Consider the following 22,452-nt stretch of genomic DNA (forward strand, 5'->3'; position numbering starts at 1 on the left):
GGCCAGTCTTCAGCATGTGCCACGCCGCCAGGGCGGCTCAGACGGTTAGTCCACCTCAACCCGGAAGCAAACGCTACCAGAACCCGTAGCCCCCGCCGCCAGATTGACCGGACCAAACTGCACTTCTCCCCTCTGAAAGTCGCCCGCGGGTTCAGGAACGAACTGGGCCGCCGCCGGAGTCTGCGAGCCTGTCACGAAGGTGGTGTTGGCCGGAACCGAATCGGTCAATGTCCAGCCCTCAATCGGCACACTGCTGTAGTTGCGATAGTCCAAGCAGTATTCCAAGATGTCATTCGGGTAGCCGGAGACGGCGGTTCCGTACCGCGCTTCGCCACTCGGGCCAGTCGGCACGTTTTGGGTGATGTTCCGCACCCGCTTGGTCAGCTTGGGGTAGACAATGTCAGTCTTGACCTCATTGGAGGACGTGCTGCTCACACCCGTTGCACTGGTCGCCGCCGTATTTCTCAGCGCTGTCTGGTAAGTGTTGGCCGCCAGATTCACATTGGCGGTGACCACGATCTGGGCGGACCTGCCCGGTTCGGTGGCCGTCAGGCTGCCAACGTTAAAAGCGAGGTCCTGTGCAGTTCCACTGTTCGCTATTGGAGCGGACGCCGGGTAGGTTGCTGCCGCCGTAGAACGGGCCAGCGTTGCGGAAACGAAGGTCAGCCCACTGGGAAGGATATCGGTCACCCGAACGTCCGAAGCAGCCGAGGTTCCAGTATTGGTCACAGTGATGGTGTACTGCAACTGCGAAGGCGACAGCTGCGTGGCAGGAAGCGCCGCAGTTCCTGCATTAGCCGTATCCGGCGTTACCCTGATAAAATCACTGCTCACACTCTTGGCCACGCTTAGGGCTGGTTGCCGGATCAGGCTGACTGGGTGATCCTCGACTTCACCAGCCACAGAGCCACCCGTAGGGCTGGTTGCCTCGCTGGTATTGCTGCTGACGCGAAAGCGCGAGTAAGTCCCTGCGCCAGTGGCAGACACGTTGATCCCATTCCAAGTCAGCGTAGCCGTTCCCGTTCCCGCAGGGACGTTCACCGAAGTGCGTTCCCCCGGCTCAAAAAGACCATTTCCACTGAAGTCAATCCAGCCAGCAACAGTCGCTGGAACATTGGTCGTGTAAGGAACATTGACGGAATAGGTCGTCGCACCAACAGGCAGATTAAGGGTGGTGCTCAGGGCATCATCCGAGTCGGAGCTGGCATCGGTTCCTCGCTCGGTCACTTCGCTGTTGGGCTGACCACCCAGATAAGTGGTGGTGCGGCTGGTCGCCGGCGAAACCGCAAAAGTGGTGGTATTCAGACCTGCACTCACGTTGCTGGACAGCGGTGATGTGAACGTCAAATTCTGCAAATGGGAAGCTCGGCCGTAGGTGGCCGGATTGTCACCACGGTCAAAGGGAAAGGCCACGCAAAAGCCCTGCGCCGTAGCCCCGTTACCCGCCAGCTCATTGGTCAGGATCAGCGGCGAACTGGCAGACGCATCGGCCTTGGTGGTCGCCACCAGCAAGAAATTACCAGTGGCCGAGTTCACACTCATCTGAACAGTCCTGCCCGTGTCCGTAACAGTGACATCACCATAACGGGAACTTCCCACGGTCCGGTCGGCTACCGCAAAAGCAGAGCCGTTGGTGGTGACCCTGACATACTCGTTCGCACCGTCATCCTCGGCGCTGCCCGTCAGCATGGTCAGCGGAACCGCTTGGCCGTTGTAAGTGGCGTAGGCACTGAGGGTATAGCCAACCCTACGTCCGACTGGGTTGTTATACAGGGCGTTCACCTTGCCCGCACCGAAGTAGTCGTCCCAACGGTCTCCGTTCCATGTGCCGGGAGTGTAACCATTCAGTACATTCTCCACGTTGTAGTTGGTGGACGACCCGCCGGTGGCATACTGCGCGTTGCTGGTCGCATCTAACGTATAGGTGACAGTAACACCTTCAGCAGTTAGGAGACTTCTGGTGATTGGCGCTCCATTGACACTCAGCGATACACCGCTGAAATCCAAGCAGCTCGAAGCAGCTCCGCTCCAGATGCCCGGCGGGACAGCCGGACCGCTGGGAACGGTTACCGTGTCTGTATCGGCAGCGGAATTATTGGCCGCATTGGGATCTTGGACGGTGGCGGGCAAGGTCACGCTGGCCGTATTGCTGACGCTGCCGCCCGTGGCCGTCACGTTGGCCGTCAGCGTGAACTCGTAGAACTCGCCAGCCGCCAGGGTTGGCAGCGTCACGCCTGTAGCGCCCTGTAGCTGCGCTACTGTTGGGGCCACCGTACATCTATTGCCTGCAGCTGCGCTGCATACCGTCTCAAAAGCCACCAGACCGGTAACCGCCGGGTCTCGCAGCACTGCGCCAGTCACTGTACTTGGTCCATTGTTGGTAACCCGGACAGTATAGGTCGTGTTGCCAGCAGAGTTCACAGAAGACGCCCCGTTGGTCTTGGTGACCGCCAGATCGGCCAGCAGCTGGATCGAGGTATCGTCACTCGCACATTGCTCTGCCGTGCAAGCAGCGCCCGGCGCAGGCTGAGCGTCTGGATCACCACCGCCGCCTACCGACACATAGTTGGTCAGGGTGGTTCCCGTGGCCAGTGTGCCGGCGACATTCACCCTCACCGCAAAGCTGATGCTCTGCCCACCGGCCAGAGGCGCAGCCGGTGTAAACGTCCAGTCGACGCGCCCCTGCGCACCAGCCGCCGGCTTGCTGCCGAACGTTCCCGCAGTGGACGTCGTCACATCGGCATAGCTCATTCCGGCAGGAAGCAGGTCACTGACCCTGATGGCCCCAGTGGTGGCCGAAGCGCCAGCTCGGTTGGTGACCGTCACCGTGTAGGTTCCAACCTGGCCCGGCGCGAAGGCCTGGTTTCCGTCCGACTTACCAATGGTGAGCTGCGTAGGCGGCAAACTGACGGTAAACGGCACTGAAGACGTGTTGTTGGCAGTGTTCGTGTCCGAACTACCAGTTGTGACATCTGCGCGGTTGGTGCGGGAACCGACAGCAGCTTCAGTAACTGTTGCTGTCACGCGGTACAAAACGTCCTGGGTGCCCAGGCGGGTGGCGATGTCGGACGTGCCGCCCCAGACACTGCCGTCCGGGTCAATACGGCGTACGGGAGGCAAAATCACCACCGTCGTGCCGCCAGTTCCCGCCGCCGTGGTGGTCGTCACCGTCTGGCCCGCCGTGTTCTGTCCGCTGGGCGTCTGCCAAGTCGCGCCGCCGTCGTAGCTGATTTCGGCCCGCGCGAAGGTCACGCCTGCTGGCAGGGTGTCGGTGGTGACCACGTTCAGTGCCTCGTAAGACCCCAGACGGTTGTCCACCGTCAGCAGAAACTGCACTTCCTCGCCAGCACGGTAGGTCGTTTTGGAAGCGTTGGCCAGCCGCTTTTGCACCCGCGTATCTGCGGTTGAGGTGTTGGCCATCAGGGCCAGGGTGTGCAAGATCACTAGCTCACCGCCCTCGGAGTTCACTTCGGCAGTGATGGTCTGGGAACCGGCGGGCAAGCGGGCTGCGCTGGCTTCCATGGTAAAGATGTCCAGGCCGCCCGTGCCGGATGCACCGTGCAGGGTGGCCGTGCTGGTGGTGTCGGTGCTGTTGAACTGCTTGGTACCAGTGCGGTCGTTCTCGTCGAAGGTGCTGACGACCCCACGGAAAAAGTCGTTTTCATTGCGGTAGGTGGTAAATACAGGTGTATTGGCAACGGTTCCAGCGTCCAACTCAAACGAATCGTTGGTCGCGGCTGTGCTGCCCCGAGTCGGTGGGTCGCCGTCCATCGCGTGCAAGCTGACCTTGGATACCCGGTCGAGCGGACTAGCATTAGGGACATAATAGCCGGTGGCGGTAATGCTTTTTTGGGTCACGGCTGAGCCGCCGCCCACAAAATCAATGCCGTCGTACACTGACAGCCGCTTGGTACTCAGGCCCGGGTTTTCGTAGACCAGATACAGCGCCCAGCCGCCGTGTACGACATTGGTTGAACACTGCTCACCGTTGATTTGAATGTCCAGACCGTCCATCCGCACGGTAGAATTGGCGTTGCTGGCCGTAAACAGCGAGGTGACGTCGGCAAAGGCTCCCATGCTAGCCGCACCCTGATTGAAACCGTACCAAGTACGTGAGGCATTAACCGTGCTGGTCGTTGTCCCGACAGTCAAGGAAACCTGAGTATCTGAAGAGTTGTTGGTTGATTGAGATGACGCCCAGTAAAGGTAGGCGGCCCGAATCTGGCTGCCCGCCGGCACCTGTTGCTGCGCCGTGCGGTCGGAGGACAGCACGGTAGCGTTGGCACCGACCACTTCAACCTGTGCCGAATTAGGCGATCCAGTCACAGTTCCAGTGGCGGTTTTGATCCGGCAGTAATTGGCCGCCGATTCCCCAGACGCCCTGTTCCCGTTGTTGGTACGGAAGCTGGCCCCCAGCGTGACGTAATCAATCCGGCCCGTCACACTGATGTCGGGCGTGGTTGACACCGGATCATTGCTGGTCTGCGCCGCGGCCTGGCCCAGCATCAGGCTGCTGGCCAAGGCCAGAGAGGCACCAAGTCGGCCCCCAGCTAAGGGGCGCACCTGCGACTTACTCGTTTTCATTGCTGTCCTCCTGCCATCTCATCCAGGGTCAGGTCCAGGCGTAGGTACGCACCGGGCTTGGTATAGGTGTAGCTGCTGGGCAGGCCCTCAAAGCCTGCGAAGTTATAGCCCGCGCTGATCCAAGTGCCGGGCAGCACACGTAGATTGCCTTCCAGACCGTAGCCGTACAGGGCACTGCTCAGGTCAGCAGGTTGATAGAAGGCCCGGCCCCAGGCCCCGACGCCCAGCGAACCAGTGAAGTAGTAATTGCCTCCCAGGAAAGCCTGCCCACTGAACGTCCGGCTGTCGCCAAGCAACCAGCGGGTGTTGTTGCCGGCACGTACAGACCAATTCGGCTGACGGTACTCGGCGGCCACGCCTGTCGTCAGGGCGGGCTGACCACCTGCCAGGGTGCCGTCTACGTAACGGGCGTAGCCCAGGCTGCTCAGGCGGGCAGCGCGGTAGCCGTAGGCCAGGGTCAGGCGCTGGCCGGTGCCGGACTCGCGGAACTCGGCCAGGGCGTCAGCGCTGAGGGTCAATTCATCACTCAGGCTGCCAGTCACTCCACCGCGCACGGCGGAGCGCCACTCTTCCTGCTGGCTGTTGTAGCCGATGTCTGCACCGATATTGGCGATATAACGTTCGGTCTTGTAGTTCAGGTCGGCTCCGGCAGTGCTGTCCCAGAAGCCACCGGCCACCGAGTACAGCGAAGTGCCCCGCAGGCCCAGGGTGGTCCGGTCATCCAGGCGCAGGCTGGTGCTGGCCCCAAAGCGGGCGCGGTTGCCGTCACCACTTGCTGTGGGCAGCTCGTAGCCCACACTGAAGTTGGTGCCGCCAAAATGAGAGTCCAGGCCCACCAGGGCGCGGTGGCCCTCGCCCCAGACGATGCGGTCCTGCGCCTTGAGGGTGACATGTTCCGAGACACGGTAGCCCGCCGTCAGGGTGGTCACAGTGGGACTGCCTCCCAGCAGACGCTGATCATGCTCGGCCAGCAGATGGACAGGGTTGGCCGTGTAACCCAGGCGGCCAACGGCATTCAGACCAGTGACCTCTCCGAAGGAATACTTCAGGCCGCCGCCCACGGTCCAGGGTTCCAGGCGGTAGTTCACCAGACCACGGACCTCCCCCTGGCTCCTTCCGGCCAGATTGTTGCGGTACTCGGCGTCGGCTTGAGCGCTGATCTGTGCGCTCAGGTCACTGTGGTAACGGCCCGCCACGCTAAAGCCAGGGTTGAAGCGGCCCAGACCGTCGTAGCTGTGATCCTGGTAGCGCACCCGCAAGGTGGCCTCATCGTTCAGTGTGCCGCGCTCACGCAGCCGCGCCCCGGCATCCAGGCTGGCCTGCACCCCGTCCGCGTAAGCCACGCGGGCATCGGCCTGAAGTCCCTCACGGTTGTCGTACTGGGCACGTGCGCCCACGGTGACCTGCTGCCCGTTCCCCTGAGCTTCAGGCATCTGCACCGCGGCCACGCCGGCGGTCCAATGCTCGCCCTGCGCCACAACCTGAGCGCCATAAGCCCACTCACGGTTTTGCAGTGGGTCATCCAGTCGGTACACCGCTTCAATTCGCACATCGTTGAAGTCGGTATCGACCGCCTGCAACTCGCGGTTCAGGGTCACCACGCCTGCGCTGTAGTCAATACTGTAGTCACCAAAGGGAATCAAGCGCTCCCGGCGAAGCTCCTTGCCAGTGCCGCGCTCCCGCACCACCAGTTCCAGGCTGTCACTGCCCCGGCTGATGCCCGTGTGCGGCAGATGCACGACCCGCAAGCCGTCAGGAACCAGCGCCTGGTCACCACGCAGCTCAATCCGGTCCGCAGGCAGATAGGCCGCAAAACCCGACACACTGGGGTTGGTGCGCGTCTGCACCGTGGCGGCGGTCAAGGTTTCGTTCAGTGGCAGCACCGTCAGGGGCGGAGCTTCGCGGCGATAAGCGGCGCGGAAGCCTGGATGGTCGTAGACCGCTGCCACCGGGTCAATGCCCTGCAGCGGAACACTGTGAACCGAGGCGTCACCCGACACCGCGAAACGCTCGAAGGGATCTTGGTCATGCGGCAGGCCGTCCTTGTCACCAGCAACAAACAGTTTGCCGTCGGCCAACGGGCCTTCATAGTAGCCCCGCGCCGTCCAGGTCAGATCCTGCTGCGGCCCGAAGTTGCCATCCAAACCCACCGTGGCCGTAGCGACACCGACACCGAAGCGGCGCCCGTCAGGAACAATCTGGAAGCGGAAAGTTTCGGTCCGCCCAGCCACATCGGCCTCCACAGTCAGCTCGCCAGGAACGGTCTGGGGGCGTAGTTCCAGCACACCCACGCCGTCGGTCAGGCGTACCTGATAGCCGGCGGTGGGGCTGGCATCCGCGGCGTACGGCTCCAGGCTGGGATTCAGGGTCAGGCTCGGCTGGGCGGTAGGGGTGCCGAACTGGTCCAGAGCCGTGACCCGGACCCGCACCGGGGTGCTGCCATCGGCCACCAGCTGCAGCGGCTCCAGCACGATGCGCTGGGTGGGAGCAGCCAGGGTGACGGTAGTGCGGTCACTTCCTACCTGCAAGACATTGGGTCCGGGGCGCAGCGGCACACCCACGTAGGTCAGGCGCTGTACACCACGCACGCTGTCTTGGACATTGGTGCCGATGCTCTGGGCACTGACCACTTCACCGTTCACGGTCAGCGGCTGAGCACTGCCCTGGGGCACTTCAACCACCACCGAGATCTTGTCACGGTTACGGAACACGGCGCCGTCCAGCGGCAGCTTGAGCGCACCGTCATTCTCCTGCAAGGTCTCCTCACCCCGGAAGGGACGGGCCTGGGTCAGATCACGGGCATCAAAGTCACCTTCCAGGATTTCCTGACGGTCTGCGCCATAGCGGGCGACCAGAGAGGCGCGGTCCAACGCAGGGAGAGCGGCAGTGTGCTGCAGGCTGTACGACAGCTGGCCCTGTTCCTGGGCCGGAATCTCCCAGTACAGCAGACCGCTGGGGCCGACCAGCGGATCGGGCAGCACTTCGGTGCCCAGGCGGGCGCTGCCTGGCAGGTAACTGGCTCCAGCAGGCACACGGTGCGACACGATCAGGGTCTGGGCCTGCACCGGCGCAGTGAACGGCAAGAAGACTTCACTGCTGCGGCTGATGGCCGGAGGCGGAGTCGCCACCACGCGGACTGGGGCCACCGAGGTCTGCAGCACAGCACATGCTCCGCTGTTCAGCTCGCCGCTGATCTGAGTAGGCTGCGCGCCTACTTGCTGCGGCGCACGCACACGGTAACTGAGTTCTTTGGTTTCGCCAGGGGCCAGCGTCCCTTCAAAGGTTCCGCCGTCCAGCATTTCCAGGCCACCTGCCCCCTGCTCGGTCAGGCGATAGTCGGCGCTCTGCGTGCCCTGATTGGTCAGCAGCACGTGCACCGCCCCTTCCTGACCAGGCTCCAGCTGGGTCGGGGCCTCGCGGCGCAACTGAATGGCCGTGCTTTGCGGCAGGACCTCCACCGTGCGGGTCACATCCTGCGACCACATGGCCGAGCGGAGCGTGATCTGGTAACGGCCGGGCTGGGTCGCCACCGCTTCAGCACGCAGCTCGGCAGGTTGTGCAGCACTCAGCTGGCCCTCAAAGTTTTGGTTGCCCCGCAGTTCCAGGCCTTCAGCTGACAATTGCAAGTCAACCGGAAGGCTGCCACGGTACTCAGTCTGGGCGCGGCCCGTCAGCGTGACGGCGTCGCCAACACAGACCTGTGGTTTATCGGCCTGCAGGTCCAGCGACAGTTCGGGCTGCACCTGCAGATGTACAGCGGCGCGGCCACCCTGCGGCACCGTTACCTGCGTCGTGTCCGCACTGATCCGTGCCCCTGGTACGGGTTGGGGTTGGACGGCATACTCTCCGGCACTGACGCGTTGGCTCCAAGCCGCATCTACCGTCACAGGTTGACCGTTGACTTCGGCCTGTACGGTGGTCGGCAGGTTCCCCGTGGGCAGCAGCAGCTCGGCGGTCACTTCCAGCAGGCCCGTTTCATCTACCTGGGTCAGGGTCAGCGGCACAGACTGCTGGGCCCGTTGCAGCGCAAAGCCCACCGAGTTGGAGAACTGCTCCGCCCCAGCGGGCTGGCGCAGTTCCACGGTGTAGGCCCCGGCTTCATCTGGCAGGGGCAGATTCACCCACTGGGTATCTGCACCCATCGGCAGCGGCGCAGTGCGGCCATCGGCGTAGCGCAGACGGGCTTCCAGTTCACGGGGGCCGTCGCCGTCATACATCCGCAGGACATAACCGGGCCCGTCCACCGCGACCTGCACAGCGGGGACCCATGCCCCGGAACGCACAGTCACGGTCAGATGATCGGCGCGGATCGCCGCGCTGCGTCCGGTCAGGCGCAGGGCAAACGTGTTTTTGCCGTTGCCACTCGTTTCGGCACTCAGGCGGTACTGCCCCGCAGGTAAGTCCTGATTGAAGAAAGTATCCCAGCCATGCTCGCCCGGCTGATAGGTCCGCTGGGCCACCACTTGGCCTGCCCCGTCACGTAGGGTGAAGGTCGTGGCCACATCGCTGACATTGCCGTCGTACTGCTCATCGCCGTAGTAGCCGGCACTGCGGTAATCACTCTGATCCAGCTGAGGGCTGAACAGGTCCAGCGCCACTGGTCCGTCTGCACCTACCTCCAGCGTCATGGTCTGGTCGCCCACCTCCCACATCAGGTAGGACCCCACACTGGTCAGCGGCAGACTGGTACTGATCTGCTGGGCCTGGGCCGGCAGTGCCATCAGGACACTCAATACGGCCAGCGCAGCGAATTTCTTGCGGTTCATAGCTTACCTCCAGTCCACCTGAGGATCGGTCACCGCTTCACGCGGCTCGCCTCCGAAGCTGAAACTGTAGCTCAGCAGCTGTTGCCCTGGCCTGACAGCGCCGTGGTATTCGGCCTGCCCGGCGCTCAGGGTGGCACCTTCAGGGAGGGGGTCAGTGATTCGGACATTGGGAATGGCCTGGGCGGTGTCCAGATACAGGTTCACCACGTAGCCTTCAGGAGTGGCAAAGACGATCTTGCGGAGGGTCAGCGGCCCAGCTTGCACGGTGGTGCGGCGAATCACGTCAATGTCGCCGCCCAGCGGAGCCAGCGGAAAGTCGGCACTCTGCAGCCCACGCACATGCAGGGTCTGTGTTCCGACCAGGCCGCCTTCCTGCGGCATGACCAGCGGTGGGTAAGGCGTGGTCATGGGGTCCAGGCGCACAGCGTGGGTGCCCAGCGGCACGTTCAGGAACGAATAGCGCCCCTGCTCGTCTGTCAGTGCGAAGCGGCCACCGGCCAGCACCACACGGGCACGCGGCACCGGAGTATCGAAAGCCTTGTCGAAGATGCCGCTGCGGTTGCGGTCCACATACACCATGCCGATGATGTCTCCCACTGGGCGCAGCAGATTCAGGCGCACCACCACTGCCGCCTGCGAATCATCCTGGGCAATGTCACTGGCCCCGCCCGGTCCCTGGCCTACGGCCAGCACATGGTTACGCAGCTCAGGCTGCTCAGCAGCTCCGGCCTCCACACGCATGGCATAGGTGAGGGTCGCGGTCTGTTTGGGCTCCAGCGCCGGGAGTGTCCAGGTCATGACTTCCGGAATCGGTGTGCCCGCAGGATGATGACCGAACGGCTGATCGAAGGTGCGGGTAGCGATCACCGGATCACCGAAGGGCTGCGCGGCAGCGTTGTCATAGGCCAGCGTGGTCGTGCCCGGAACATAGTCCAGGGTGTTTGGATGGGCCAGAACATCGGTCACTCTTACCGGGCGCAGGGCCGCCACTGGCGACGGGTTGGTGATGGTCAGGGTAAAGGTGATCTGATCGCCTAGGTTGACCTGTTCGGCTCCAGCACGCTTGACGATCTCAATGCGGATCGGCACTTGCACTTCGGCAGGCGGACTGACCACCGGGGGCTGACCGTTTTCCAGTGGCAACTCTTCGCTGACGACATGGTAGGTATTGGCGATGATCTCGCCCATCTCGGCGCGGTCCGATACACGGGCAGTGACTTCGAACACGCGGGTTTCACCAGGAGCCAGCTTGCTGATTTCCCAGACCACTCGCTGTGAACCGGGCGTGCCTTGCACCTGCCCCTGGGGCAGCGAGGAGACATAGTCTAGGGCCTCTGGCAGTGGGTCCACGACCTCTACGCCCGTCAGCGGGGCACCATAGGTGTTGGTCAGGCTCAGCTGATAGGTAACCAGTTCACCCCGCCCTACCAGTTGCATTCCAGCGACTGGCTGCGGTTCGATCACCACTTTTTCCAGAATGGGCAGCGGACGGAGCACGTCACGGGTGGCATTGGTGGTGCCGCGCTCACCCGTTACGGTGATCAGCGCCTCCACCACTTCGGTACCAGGGGCGGTGTAACACACGCGGACCAGCGTTTCCTGCCCTGGGTCCAGCCAGATCGGCTGGGCCAGCGGCTGGCCGTCTGCGCCATACAGGGCATGGTCGGCCTGGTCCTGCGGATAGGTCACCTGGATGCGGAACCGGTCTCCAATATCACCAGTGTTCCGAAGGCTGTGGTCCACACAGACGGCCTCGCCATTCTGCCGGAAAGCGGCGGTCTGCTGGTCTGCCGGACTGCCTTCCTCGGCGGTGGGATTGCCAACTGGACCAATGGCCACGGCAGGATTGGACTGGACCCGTAACGTAGCCGTATCGGACGTTTGCTGACCACGGCTGAGCAAAGTCGCTACGTTCTGAACCTGCTGACCGTCAGCAGCGGCTCCAGCTAACATGGCAAAGCGTAGCGTCAGAGCCTCACCAGGGCGCAGGCTGCCGACCACGACGCGCACACCTTCCACCTGAGCAGGTTCGGCAGGCTGCCAACGGGCACCATCCCAGTATTCGACGCGGCCCGCACTGCTCACGGCACTGCTCCGGACATAGCTCAGTCCACGGGCCTGCTGCTCAGTCAGCATGTCGGTCAGAACCACTTCCCGTGAAGGCTGCATTCCCGTGTTGGTCACCGTGACCGTCACTACCGACTGCTGACCAGGCTTCACCACAGCGGGCTGAAAGGCCTTATCAACCGTCAGTGCTGGGGGCTGGCCCACCACCAGCTCGGAAACATTGTCCGTATCCTGGCTGTCCCCGCCCTCGCAGCTCGCCACCAGGTTCAGGTACGCTGAACCAGCACTGTCGCTCACAGCAGTGGTGGCCACGACCAACACCTGGGCCGACTGACCGGGAGCCAGACTCACGGAAGTGATGGCCGGTTCACCGGCATCCAGCTGACCGTTGCCATTGCTGTCAAGGGAGATGCTTAGACCAGGCGTCACACTGCTGGGGTTTTCCAATCGGGTTTGTAGCGGGAAAGTACTGGAAATATTACCCGTGTTGGTCACGGTATAGGCGTAGGTGACCGCGTCGCCAGGCCAGACGCTGCGTGTCATGGCTGGGGCACTGACACTGCCATTGGGCAACACACTGACACCACAGACGGGAAGCACGGTCGTGACCACCTGATTAGAAACAGCCGTCAGCGGCCCCGCTTGACCTTCTACCTGATACTCCGCCACGGCCTGGTTCACAATTTGGGTCTCAGCAGGGGTGGGTTGCGCAGCAGCCAGACCTACGGAGAGAAGCATCAGAGTAAGAGCGGTTTTGCGGTACATACATCCTCCTACGGAGAAAATCTGGACAGATGGAGCAAAAAATGGAATCTTTTTTATGGTGCAGCGCAGATTTTAGATCTCTTATTAAACGTTGTGTCTCTTACGTGCCCTTCTCCATAGCCGACTGCAAAGTCACGAAGCGCTGGGAGAGGTTTTTCTGCACACACGCGCCCAGCCCACGGTGGGGTGGGCGCGTGCTTGTCAGAAATCAACCAGAGGGCTTGTCAGCAAGGACAGTGAGGATCAGTTGACACGAACGCTGAAGTTCACCGTGAACTGAGCGCCAGGGGCCAGCGCATCGGGCAGAAGGTTACGGTCCGCATCCTGGGCCACACACACCTTCTGACCAGCAGCCAGATTGGTCGGGGCAGTAGCAGACCAGGTCGTGCCACCGTTGGTGCTGTAGATGCCGCCACCCGACACACTCACAAAGGTGGTGTTGGTCGGAGTGGAGTCACAGATAGAGAAGTTCTGGACTGGAGCATTGAAATTGTTCTTACCGATGATGCGGTAGTTGATCTGAGCACCAGGCAGGGCATAGGCCGGACCTGCGCCGTAGCCAGCGGGTGCAGAAATGCCGTTCGCGCTCAGGGGCGCCGCGCCACCCTCTTGGAACTTGGCCAACGCTACATCCCCGGTGGGGCGCACACTGATCAGGTCATTGTTGTCCTGCAACTTAATGCCGGAGTACTCGCCCTCTACGCTTTGTTGCAGCGGATAGTCACCTACGGTAGCGTTGGCAGGTACACTCACCACGGCATTAAAGGCAAGTTCAGTCTTTTCTGCTACGGCAGGCGTGCGGTAGACAGGAATATTGACACCGTTCACCGTTACCACTTCGCCAGTCGCGGTCAGCCCCGGATACTGCACAGGCACCGTCACGGGACCAGTGGTCGTTTGAATCACCACGTACCCACTGACCGTATAGGCTTCGGGATAAGTGCCGACATTGGCCAGCTCCTTGGGGGTGGTCGTGGTGCCACTAGGCAGCGTCTGCTGAGGATCGGTAGGATCAGCATCTGCACCTACGCCAGGAGCGGGGTTACCGAACTGCGCGGCTGGCGGCAGGATGATGTTGGTGGTGGTGTTCCCAGGTATCAATCCAGCATCCAAGCCAGAGTCGACACCGATCACCACCGGCAGCGGAGTGCTGAAGCTGGTGGTGGGTGGGTAAGTGACCTCGGTGATGTAGGTGGCAGTCCCCCCGTCGGCGGGAACCGTCAGGGTCGGGTAACCGGAGCTACCAGTCGGCAGTGGCGCACCCGTTACAGGATCCAGCAGGCGCACGGTCACATCTCCGTCCGGCGAGGTGAACCGTCCGGTAGCCGGGTCGTAGGCCCAGGGCGTACCGTCCGGGTTGACGGGGAACAGATTGACGGGGTCAACCAAAGCGCCGTTGTTGGTCACCACGTTCTCAAAGACGGCCGTGCCGGGAGTGGTGCTATAAGGCACACGCACGCGCTGCTCATCGCCTTCCAGCTCGACGACGAGGGGTTGACCAGTATTGGGGTTGGTGGCAGGCGCCGTGGTCCCAGGCACCGTGGGAGGAGTGGTGGTGCTGGGCGGGTTGGTTTCACTGCCCGTTTCAGGAGAGTTGACCAGCACAGGAGTGTAAACCTCGACTCGCACGAATTGCAGATCAGTGCCCCGCGCGGGGGTAGCCACGATAGCGCCGCCCGCTACGGTCTGCTCTTCATAGAGGGTCTGCCCCGTAGGCACGCCGTTACCGCCGGTGTAAGCACCACTGGCATCCGTCTGCACGCCAGTACCCAGCACACTGCCTTCAGGCGAAGCACCGACACTTACGCCCTGAGGCGCCGTGGCCGAGACGGTGATGACCTGAATCAGCCTCACTTGTCCTTCGTCCTCGGGGGTAGCAGGATCATCGACCGGTACGGCTACCGGGCCAGTCACGGGGGTGCGGGTACCGCCGGGGGTGTTATAGAAGTACGCGATGGTCGCATTGTCCAGGCGGCTGCCCGTCGCCGGAGTTACAGCCACATTCAGAGCCACGTTACCGGAGTTCACGATGGTATAAGGCGTCTCAATGACCGCACCAGGAGTCGCATTGGTGTAAACCCTGGTGGTGGTGTCGACGGCGTTCTGGGTACCACCATCCGGGGTGGTGTCCGTAAAGACGATATCGAAGCTGGGCTGAGGCAGCACCACCGTTTGAACCGTGTTGGAATCGGAGCTCAGGGTGGTTCCACTGGCCGGATCCACGTAGCTGGCGGTGGCCGTGTTGGTGATGGTCGTTCCGGCCACGGGGGACGCGGGTGCAGTTCCAGTCTGGGCCGATGCGGCGCCCAGCGCCAAGGCGGCAGCGAGTGTCAGGTAAGTTTTGCTCTGCATTAGTTTTCTCCTTGAGTCGGTCAGGACTCACGCCACTGGCCCCTACCAGCGGCTCTTAGGTCTGAGGCAACTTTCTATCGGTCAGCTGAAAGTCAAGCGGTTCGCAGCCATCAGGAACACGCAACCTAAGACGCCTTAAGATTAATTGGCCGCCTCTTACGTCCCAATGACGGAAAGGTCTTGGAACACCATTCCAAACATGTGAATGTCAAATTCCTGGAACGACCAGCAAACTGTCCCAGGCACAATCTCGGCAGGTCAGAGCGCCCACACCTCCCTATACAATCTCACCATAAGTGCAGACCTTCTCGTGGAAATGTTAAATATTTATCATGGAAACATGCCTCCACAGGATGAAGGAAAAACCTGAGGGCTGCCTCGGGAAATCGCGCAGGTGGGCGTACCCCCGCAGGTTGTAGGCGAACTGGCTGGCACAGCTCCGCAGGAGAGAGAGTAGATAAAGACTGGTTTGGACCTCACACCCATGTTCCGGATGAACTCTACGAGCACAGGGGCAAACACGATCTTGAGCTAAAGAAGTGGACAGAAATTACTCTGGTTTCTCCCTCCACATTTCAAGCAGCTAGAAAAGTGATGCCGCTATGTCTGCCGCAATTAATGCAGCGGGGTGTTGACCGAGTTACCTCCATCAACACCCAACCCCAACAGAATTAAATTTTCAGATGCCAACCCGTCTGTCTTACAATCCCAGGTCCCCGGTCAAACTGCGCTCTACTGGTAGGCCACTGGCACCATCAAAGGCGTCAATCTCACCGATAAAGCGGTCGAACAGGTAGCGGCTGTCATGTGGACCAGGGGCCGATTCGGGGTGGTACTGCACGCTGAAGACCGGGTAGCGGGTGTGGGCCATGCCTTCCAGCGTCTGGTCGTTCAGGTTGACATGCGTGGGCACGAACTGCCCGCCCGGAATCGAATCAATGTCCACCGCGTAGCCGTGATTCTGGGAGGTAATTTCCACACTACCGGTCAGGAGGTTCTTGACCGGCTGATTGCCGCCACGGTGGCCGAACTTCATCTTGAAGGTCTCACCGCCTGCACCCAGCGCCAGAATCTGGTGGCCGAGGCAAATCCCGAACGTGGGTAGCAGGCCCATCAGTTCCCAGGCAGTGCGGTGAGCGTAGGTCAGCGCGGCAGGATCGCCAGGGCCGTTGCTGAGAAACAGACCGTGCGGGCCAAGTTCCATGATCTCGGCAGCGGTGGTGCGGGCCGGAACCACGATCGGTTCGATGCCCACCTCGGCCAGGCGTTTGATGATGGTGTGCTTGATTCCGAAATCGACCAACACCACGCGTTTGCCTTCACGCAGGGTGGGATAAGCGTAGGGCAGTTCGGTGGTGACTTCGGCGGCCATGTCGTGCCCGTCACGATCACGGTGATCACGGGCGCGGGCCACCAGCGCAGCTTCTTCTTCACGCGAGAACTCACCGTAAGGATCGGGCGGGTGAGTAAAGCTACGGTGGGCCACCACGCCTTTGATCACACCTCCAGAGCGCAGGCGGCGCACCAATGCACGGGTGTCAATGCCCTGGATGCTCACCACGCCGTAGCGCTGCATGAACTCTTCTAAGCCTTGCTCGGCGCGGTGGCTGGAATAGTCATGTGAGAACTCGCGCCCGATAAAACCGCGCACGTAAGGGCGGTTGGATTCCATGTCGTAGATCGCCACGCCGTAGTTGCCCACATGCGGATAGGTCATGGTGACAATCTGCCCGGCGTAGCTGGGATCGGTCAGGATCTCCTGATAGCCGGTCATGGACGTATTGAAAACGACTTCGCCGACCGTCTCACCTCGGTGGCCGAAAGCGTACCCCCGGTACACAGTGCCATCAGCCAAGGCCAGCAAGGCGCGTTCTTTTTTGATCATGCTCATTACAACCTCCATTTGCGCCTCACGGGACGCACTTCATGGCAGAGCAGGCCTGCGCCCATATCACAAAGGCGGCCCACAGCTCGCCCGCCAGCTTAGCACCTGGCTTGCCGCGCCGAATCGGTGTCTGGTTGCAGTGTCCAGTGGTGGGGATGGCTCAGGCCAAGGACCAGCGCCACGCCAGCGAATCGGTGAGCCAGCCTACCTCCACTGCACTGCGGACCTGAGGGGTTCCCGGCAGAGCGGCTGCCAGCTCATGCGGTGGCACAGGCCGGTAGCCCTGGTGCCGCCAGAACTCGCCCCCATCTGCTGAGAAGAGATAGACCAGCTGATCGCCACGTTCACGCAGCAGCGCATAAGCATGATCCAGCAGTGCGGATGACCAGCCACGCCCACGCACGTCAGGCCGCAGGGTAAAGGACCGCAGAAGCGAGGCACCCTGACCATGTTCCAGGCCCAGCACACCGATGACCTCTCCACCTGATTCGGCGAGCAGATAGGTGACATCGCCCGCCAGCGTGACTGACGTGGTGTACATTCCCGACCCCTCCAACAGAGCCAGAATGACGGGCAGATCGGTGGCCTTGGCACGGCGAATTGAGAGGGTCATACCCCGCAGTATCGGGGCAGTCCACCAAAAAAAACCAGCCCGGAGGCTGGCCTTTGCAGTGAGAGAGTAGCTACTGTTTAGTTCAGACGGAAGTTGACGCCAACGCGGTAATAAGGGGACACGTCTACATCGCCGCTACCCAGGGCGACTTTGCCGCCCAGTTCGCCGAATACGCGGGCGTTCTGGTTCAGGACGAAGTCAGTGCCCACAAAAGCGCGGGGCGCAACCGATACACCGTTGGCAAAGCCCACGCCTACACCAGCGCCGTAGTAGGGCACAAAGCCGTTGCCGATGGGGTTACGGTCCACGCGGTCAAGGTAGTCCACGCCTGCACCGATGCCGCCCTGCTCAAAGCCGATGCTCAGGCGGTAGGCGTCATCCGCGTTCAGGTCCTGTTGGAACTGGCCACCCACATTGTAGAGACCACCATAAGTGGCAGCCGAGGCGTTGGAGGCCAGCAGGCCACCCAGAACAGTGACAGTAATCAAGGTCTTCTTCATGTCTGCCACCATAACGCACCAACCTGATGAAGTCCTTTAGGGTGTCCCCCGTAAGCCTTCAGGCGAACTTTAGAGAACATCCTGCCGTTTCAGCTCACCATAACGTCTAAGCCGCATTGGGCGCGCAGAGCAGGCGCTATGCTGCCCGCCATGACGATGACGAACAAGGACTTGCAGACGCTGGTCGCCCGTGCGCGGGGGGGGCGCGTGGTACGGACCGGCTTCGTAGATAGCGGCAGCCTGGACCGCCGACTGCTGGATGACCCGGAAATCGGCTACCGGCTGTCTGGCGGTTTCCCGGATGCGGGACTGGTGATGCTGACCCTCTATCCCGCCCATATTCCTGAAGTGGAAGCGGGCGTCCAAGTTATCAGCCTAAGCACCCTGGGCGACGTGCCCTGGGATGAGCAGGACCTGCGCGTACAGTTGGGCCGCCTGGAACTGGGTGAAGGTGCGCTAGGCGATATCCGTGAGGTGCGTGGCAGCTTTCAGGTGGCCGCCAGCGATAAGGCTGCGGCCCGGCTGCTGGAGCTGAGTGATCTGGGCGGCCAGCAAATCACCGCTGAAGCGGTGGGCGAAACAGCTGGCAAGGGCAGCAAAATCCGTGAAGTGGTGGTGCCTTCCATGCGGGCTGATGTGGTCGGCGCCAAAGGCTTCGGGGTCAGTCGGGCCTATTTCCAACAGGGGATTGACGGCGGCAAAGTGCGGCTGAACGGCTCCCCGGTGCGGGCGGGCAGTGAGGTGCGCGAGGGAGACAGCCTCAGCGCTGAAGGGCTGGGCCGCATTGATTTCCGGCGGGTGCTGAACGAAACCCGGCGCGGCAACTACAAAGTGGAACTGGAAGTGCACCGCTGATGACCGTCCCTCAGCCAGCGGCGGGCGGCATAGATCTATTGGCCCGGCATCCCGATCTGGACCCCGCACAGCTGCTGAACAGCCTGGTGCCCAGCGCCCGCTTTCAGGACACACGCTTCAGCACCTACCAGCCGAATCCAGACTTTCCTTCGCAGGAAGCGGCGAGGCAGGCCCTGCAAGCCTTCGTACATCCCCAGACGCCTCAGAAGACCGGCTTCTGGCCGTTCCAGAAGGTCGTGCGGCCCGCTGGGCGCGGCCTATATCTGGACGGCGGTTTCGGGGTCGGCAAGACCCACCTGCTGACCAGCACCTACCACGCAGCGCGTGAGCAGAACCCGGGCAGCCGCGTGGCCCTGATGAGCTTTCAGGACCTGATGTACCTGATCGGGGCGCTCAAGATGCCCCAGGCCATTCAGGCTTTCCGGGACCACGACCTGCTCCTGATTGACGAATTCGAGCTGGACGACCCAGGCAACACCCACATGGCCAACACGCTGCTGGAAGCATTGATCCCCGCGGGGGTCAGTGTGGTTGCCACATCCAACACCGCTCCTGGGTCGCTGGGCGAGGGGCGGTTCAGCGCCCGCGATTTTCAGCGCCAAATACAGGGCATCGCGGGGCATTTCGTCTCGCAGCGCATAGATGGCCCCGACTACCGCCACCGTGGCACCGCGCCGGAGCAGCCGCTGAATGAGACAGAATTCCGGGCCTGGCTGGCTGCGCAATCGCCCCACACGCGGACGGTGATCAGCGCAGCGGACCTGGACCACCACCTGCTGAGCATTCACCCCAGCCGTTTCGCCGCGCTGCTGGACGGTGTGGAGGCCCTGGCAGTCACTGACTTGCAGCCAATCGGTGATCAGAATCAGGCGCTGCGGCTGGTGCACTTTGTGGACAAGGTATACGACATGGGCCTGCAGGCCGCCCTGACTGGCGCGCCCCTGGAGACGCTCTTTGACGAGAGCTACCGACACGGTGCCTTCGCGAAGAAATACAGTCGCTGCCTATCGCGCCTCTCGGAATTACTGAGCGAGGCCCGGCGCAGTCTGACCATCTCGGCTGACTGGTAAAGCGCTGCTGCAAGCAGATCTAGGGCAACATAAAGTGCAGCTGGAAAGTGTGACCTGTACCAAGGAACTCTAGGTGGTTTCGGTGATGCACAGTCGCTACGGTCAGGCGCACATGCTCGCTCAGGCGACTGGAGGCTGAGCCGTGTCCGGCAGCTGACTTCCAGAGCAAACTTCCTACGCGCGCTGTACGAAGCGCGTAAGAGAGCATCCTCATAATGAAGAGCATATGAAAGTGAGGTGGTCGGCACGGACCACTTTGCTCTCTTTCCAGACCTTTTTCAGTGCACTTCATTATTCCCCCCATGTGGTGATGCCATGACTTTTCCTTTCCCCCCCTCCGCAGCCCCCATGTGGCCTCAGGTCGTTCAGGACCTGCTGAGGCTCTATGCACCTACGGCCAGTTTTGCTGGGCAACTGGATCATTCCAGTGTCCGGATAGATACCGGGGGCATTCAGCCGCTGCCAGCAGGCCCACTGGACCCCCCTGAAGAATGGCTGGACAGCGGCGTCCTGGACTGGATCAGTGTGGACGGCCACCTGTTGGGGCTGCTGTGGTCGCCCGCTGGCGTACCGACTGAAGTCATTGAGCTGCTCAACCTCTTTCTGGGCAGCTTGCAGCGTGACATGAGTGCCCCGGACTTTCAGATGTTGCTGACGCAGTTGCCGATGCCCACCGCCTGGCTGGACATGAATCTGAAGGTGCTGGAAGTCAGCCGCAGTTTCTTGGAGCTGTTCGGGATGCAGCACAGCGAAGTGGTCGGCCATACGGTACGGAACCTCCCCCTGGGCCAGGCCCTGAAGATGCTAGAAGACGCTGCACAGGGTCACGGACAGCCGGACGAATGGCCGCAGTGGTCATTGCCTGATCCCCAGAACCCTGGACAACTGCGCTGGCTCCGCACGGCGGTCAAGCCGTTTTACACCGGGCAACAGTCAGGTTTGCTGTGGACTGTCCAGGACATCAGCGCCGAGCAGCAGCAGCGTGAGCGGCTCCAGGCCCTGCTCAGCGGCCTCGGCGTACCTGCCGCCATCCTGAATCTTGAAGGCGAAATTCAGCAGGCCAATCAGGCCCTCCAAGATCTGAATGCCGAATCACTGGGCGGGCGACGCTTGCAGCAACTGGCGCTGTTCAGCCGTGAAGGGCAGCAGACGGTCAGTGGTCTGCTCCCACTGGCAGCGGACGGTGGCGCCGCACTGGCCAAAGTAGAGCGGCACACCGGCGGCACACTGCAACTCGAACTGCGCCGACCCCCTGAGCACCCTGGTCTACTGGTCGCGCAGGTCAGCGAACCTGCCCGCAGAAACCAGGGACCGGGTGCGGACGAGAAACTGACGCTGCTGCAAGAAGTCCTGAACCAACAGAACACGGCGACCCTTCTGGTCGACAACTGGGGCAACATTCAGCTGATCAACGATCAGGCTGCCCGTATTGCCGGGGTGGACGCAGCACGGCTGCTGGGCAAAGACCTGGCCCAGCAGATCGTTCAGCTGGACATCAATCTGCTGACCCCTCAGGGAGAGGCCATGCCGCTGGCCGAATGGCTGAATGTTCCTCTGCCCTATCAGGCCGAAATCTCATTGGAATCTCCGGCCCTGGGCCGCCGTCCGATGGAACTGCGAATCAGTGCAGTGGTGCCCCAGCACGCAGCCAGTGGCACACGCCAACTCCTGATGGTCACACTGCGCGACCTGAGCGAGCTCAAGCGTGCGCAGGCTCAGGCTGCCTATGGAGTACACCACGACCAGCTGACTGGGCTGCCCAACCGCGCCGGGCTGCGTCAGCGCCTGAGCCAGCTGCCCGCCCCGCAAAGTGGTGCCCTGATGGTGGCTGAACTGGACCAGTACGCTGCACTGACTACCGCCACCGACATGACTGCCATTCATCATCTACTGATGCAACTGGCGGCCAGCTTCCGTACGCTGGCCACCAACCATGGCGGCGACGCGGCACGGCTGAGCGACAATACTTTTGCCGCCTGGCTACCGGGCCTGACCCTGGAAGAAGCGCGGGCCGCCGCAGCCCAGGCCGTACGTGGACCTTTCCGCCTGGGCCGCGATACGGCAGACCTGACCTTCGCAGTGGGCCTGGATACCATTCACAGTCAGCCGCTGGACACCGCCCTGGGCAACGCTGAAATTGCTGCGCAGTACGCTCGGCGCCGGGGACGCGGTCAGGTGACGGTCTACAGCGAGGCGCTGCGTTCACAGCTGGCCGAAACCTTCCGCCTGGAACAGTCGCTGCGTGATTCGGTGGCCACTGGGCAGCTGAACTTGCACTATCAACCTACGCTCCATCTGAGCAGCCGAGAAATCACCGGGGCTGAAGCCCTGCTGCGCTGGCAACGTCCCGATCAGCAATTGCCCCCCCACGAACTGCTGGAAATGGCTGTGCAACTGGGCCTGTTGGGGCCACTCAGCGACTGGGTCGTGCGCGAGGCTTTGCAACAGCAACTGGCCTGGAACGAGTTGCGCCCGCAGTTCCGGCTGGGCATCAATGTCAGCCTGAACGAGTTGCGCCAGCCCGGCGCCCTGAGGGCACTCTGGCCCCTGCTGGAACAATTCACGGAGCGCGGCGTGCCACTGCCCAACATCGAGATCAGTGCAGGAAGCTTGAGTGAATTCAGCGCCGAGGACGCCAGTATCTTGGAGCAACTCCACAAGGGCGGGGCCGCGGTGTGGGTGGACCATTTCGGCGACGGGCCACTCAGCCTGATGGCCCTGACCGAGGTACCCGTCCACGGCCTGAAACTGCACCCCAAATTGGTCGCGCACCTCACTCAGGGTGGACGCCGCGCCGATCTGGTGGCTGGCACCCTGGATCTGGCCGGCCGAATGGGGCTGGAAGTCACTGCCGTAGGGGTAGAGACGGACGAACAGTTGGAGCGGCTGCGGCAGTTGGGCTGTCAGCAGGCACAGGGCTATGCCATCGCTCCGCCCATGGCGGCCTCAGAGTTGAGTACCTGGTTGCGCCAGCCAGAGCGAAAAGCCCTCTGAG

Annotated in this window: 10 protein-coding genes; 3 read left to right on the forward strand and 7 right to left on the reverse strand. The window is 62.1% G+C overall.

The genetic code is table 11. The annotated features are described in order from the left end of the window. Nucleotides 1–45: 45 nt before the first annotated feature. The 7 genes from LMT64_RS08020 to LMT64_RS08050 form a co-directional block, all read right to left on the reverse strand. Nucleotides 46–4,584, reverse strand: a complete 4,539-nt coding sequence (locus LMT64_RS08020) for a GEVED domain-containing protein (protein WP_126351158.1) — start codon at nt 4,582–4,584, stop codon at nt 46–48. Further along, complete coding sequence (locus tag LMT64_RS08025; RefSeq protein WP_126351157.1) at nt 4,581–9,350, reverse strand: DUF11 domain-containing protein; 4,770 nt, start codon at nt 9,348–9,350, stop codon at nt 4,581–4,583. The genes LMT64_RS08020 and LMT64_RS08025 overlap by 4 nt, the downstream gene beginning before the upstream one ends. Nucleotides 9,351–9,353: 3 nt before the next feature. Then, on the reverse strand, nt 9,354–12,182 hold the full coding sequence (locus LMT64_RS08030; protein WP_126351156.1) for a DUF11 domain-containing protein: 2,829 nt from the start codon (nt 12,180–12,182) through the stop codon (nt 9,354–9,356). A 243-nt stretch (nt 12,183–12,425) separates the two neighbouring features. Continuing rightward, nucleotides 12,426–14,534 carry a DUF11 domain-containing protein gene (locus LMT64_RS08035; RefSeq protein WP_126351155.1) on the reverse strand — a complete coding sequence of 703 codons (2,109 nt, stop codon included), beginning with the start codon at nt 14,532–14,534 and terminating at the stop codon, nt 12,426–12,428. A gap of 700 nt (nt 14,535–15,234) precedes the next feature. Next, entirely contained in the window at nt 15,235–16,419 is a 1,185-nt protein-coding gene (gene carA / locus LMT64_RS08040; RefSeq protein ID WP_126351264.1) for a glutamine-hydrolyzing carbamoyl-phosphate synthase small subunit, read from the reverse strand. 160 nt (nt 16,420–16,579) lie between these two features. Further along, entirely contained in the window at nt 16,580–17,032 is a 453-nt protein-coding gene (locus LMT64_RS08045) for a GNAT family N-acetyltransferase (RefSeq protein WP_126351154.1), read from the reverse strand. 77 nt (nt 17,033–17,109) lie between these two features. After that, nucleotides 17,110–17,532, reverse strand: a complete 423-nt coding sequence (locus LMT64_RS08050) for a hypothetical protein (protein WP_126351153.1) — start codon at nt 17,530–17,532, stop codon at nt 17,110–17,112. A gap of 150 nt (nt 17,533–17,682) precedes the next feature. Between LMT64_RS08050 and LMT64_RS08055 the strand changes: the two genes are divergently transcribed. The 3 genes from LMT64_RS08055 to LMT64_RS08065 all read left to right on the forward strand — a co-directional run bounded on the left by LMT64_RS08055 (nt 17,683) and on the right by LMT64_RS08065 (nt 22,451). Further along, complete coding sequence (locus tag LMT64_RS08055; protein WP_229253144.1) at nt 17,683–18,387, forward strand: S4 domain-containing protein; 705 nt, start codon at nt 17,683–17,685, stop codon at nt 18,385–18,387. Beyond that, on the forward strand, nt 18,387–19,457 hold the full coding sequence (gene zapE, locus LMT64_RS08060) for a cell division protein ZapE (protein ID WP_126351151.1): 1,071 nt from the start codon (nt 18,387–18,389) through the stop codon (nt 19,455–19,457). The genes LMT64_RS08055 and zapE overlap by 1 nt, the downstream gene beginning before the upstream one ends. Before the next feature lie 315 nt (nt 19,458–19,772). Continuing rightward, nucleotides 19,773–22,451 carry an EAL domain-containing protein gene (locus LMT64_RS08065; protein ID WP_126351150.1) on the forward strand — a complete coding sequence of 893 codons (2,679 nt, stop codon included), beginning with the start codon at nt 19,773–19,775 and terminating at the stop codon, nt 22,449–22,451. The last annotated feature ends 1 nt before the right edge of the window (nt 22,452 follow it).

Origin of the sequence: Deinococcus radiophilus, assembly GCF_020889625.1 — a bacterium.
Classification (GTDB): domain Bacteria; phylum Deinococcota; class Deinococci; order Deinococcales; family Deinococcaceae; genus Deinococcus; species Deinococcus radiophilus.

Bases quoted from the DNA above. Each gene is read 5' to 3' on its own strand.
- LMT64_RS08030 (WP_126351156.1), bottom strand. From the start codon at position 12,182: ATGTACCGCAAAACCGCTCTTACTCTGATGCTTCTCTCCGTAGGTCTG.
- LMT64_RS08035 (WP_126351155.1), bottom strand. From the start codon at position 14,534: ATGCAGAGCAAAACTTACCTGACACTCGCTGCCGCCTTGGCGCTGGGC.
- LMT64_RS08045 (WP_126351154.1), bottom strand. From the start codon at position 17,032: ATGACCCTCTCAATTCGCCGTGCCAAGGCCACCGATCTGCCCGTCATT.
- carA (WP_126351264.1), bottom strand. From the start codon at position 16,419: ATGATCAAAAAAGAACGCGCCTTGCTGGCCTTGGCTGATGGCACTGTG.
- LMT64_RS08020 (WP_126351158.1), bottom strand. From the start codon at position 4,584: ATGAAAACGAGTAAGTCGCAGGTGCGCCCCTTAGCTGGGGGCCGACTT.
- zapE (WP_126351151.1), top strand. From the start codon at position 18,387: ATGACCGTCCCTCAGCCAGCGGCGGGCGGCATAGATCTATTGGCCCGG.
- LMT64_RS08065 (WP_126351150.1), top strand. From the start codon at position 19,773: ATGACTTTTCCTTTCCCCCCCTCCGCAGCCCCCATGTGGCCTCAGGTC.
- LMT64_RS08055 (WP_229253144.1), top strand. From the start codon at position 17,683: ATGACGATGACGAACAAGGACTTGCAGACGCTGGTCGCCCGTGCGCGG.
- LMT64_RS08025 (WP_126351157.1), bottom strand. From the start codon at position 9,350: ATGAACCGCAAGAAATTCGCTGCGCTGGCCGTATTGAGTGTCCTGATG.
- LMT64_RS08050 (WP_126351153.1), bottom strand. From the start codon at position 17,532: ATGAAGAAGACCTTGATTACTGTCACTGTTCTGGGTGGCCTGCTGGCC.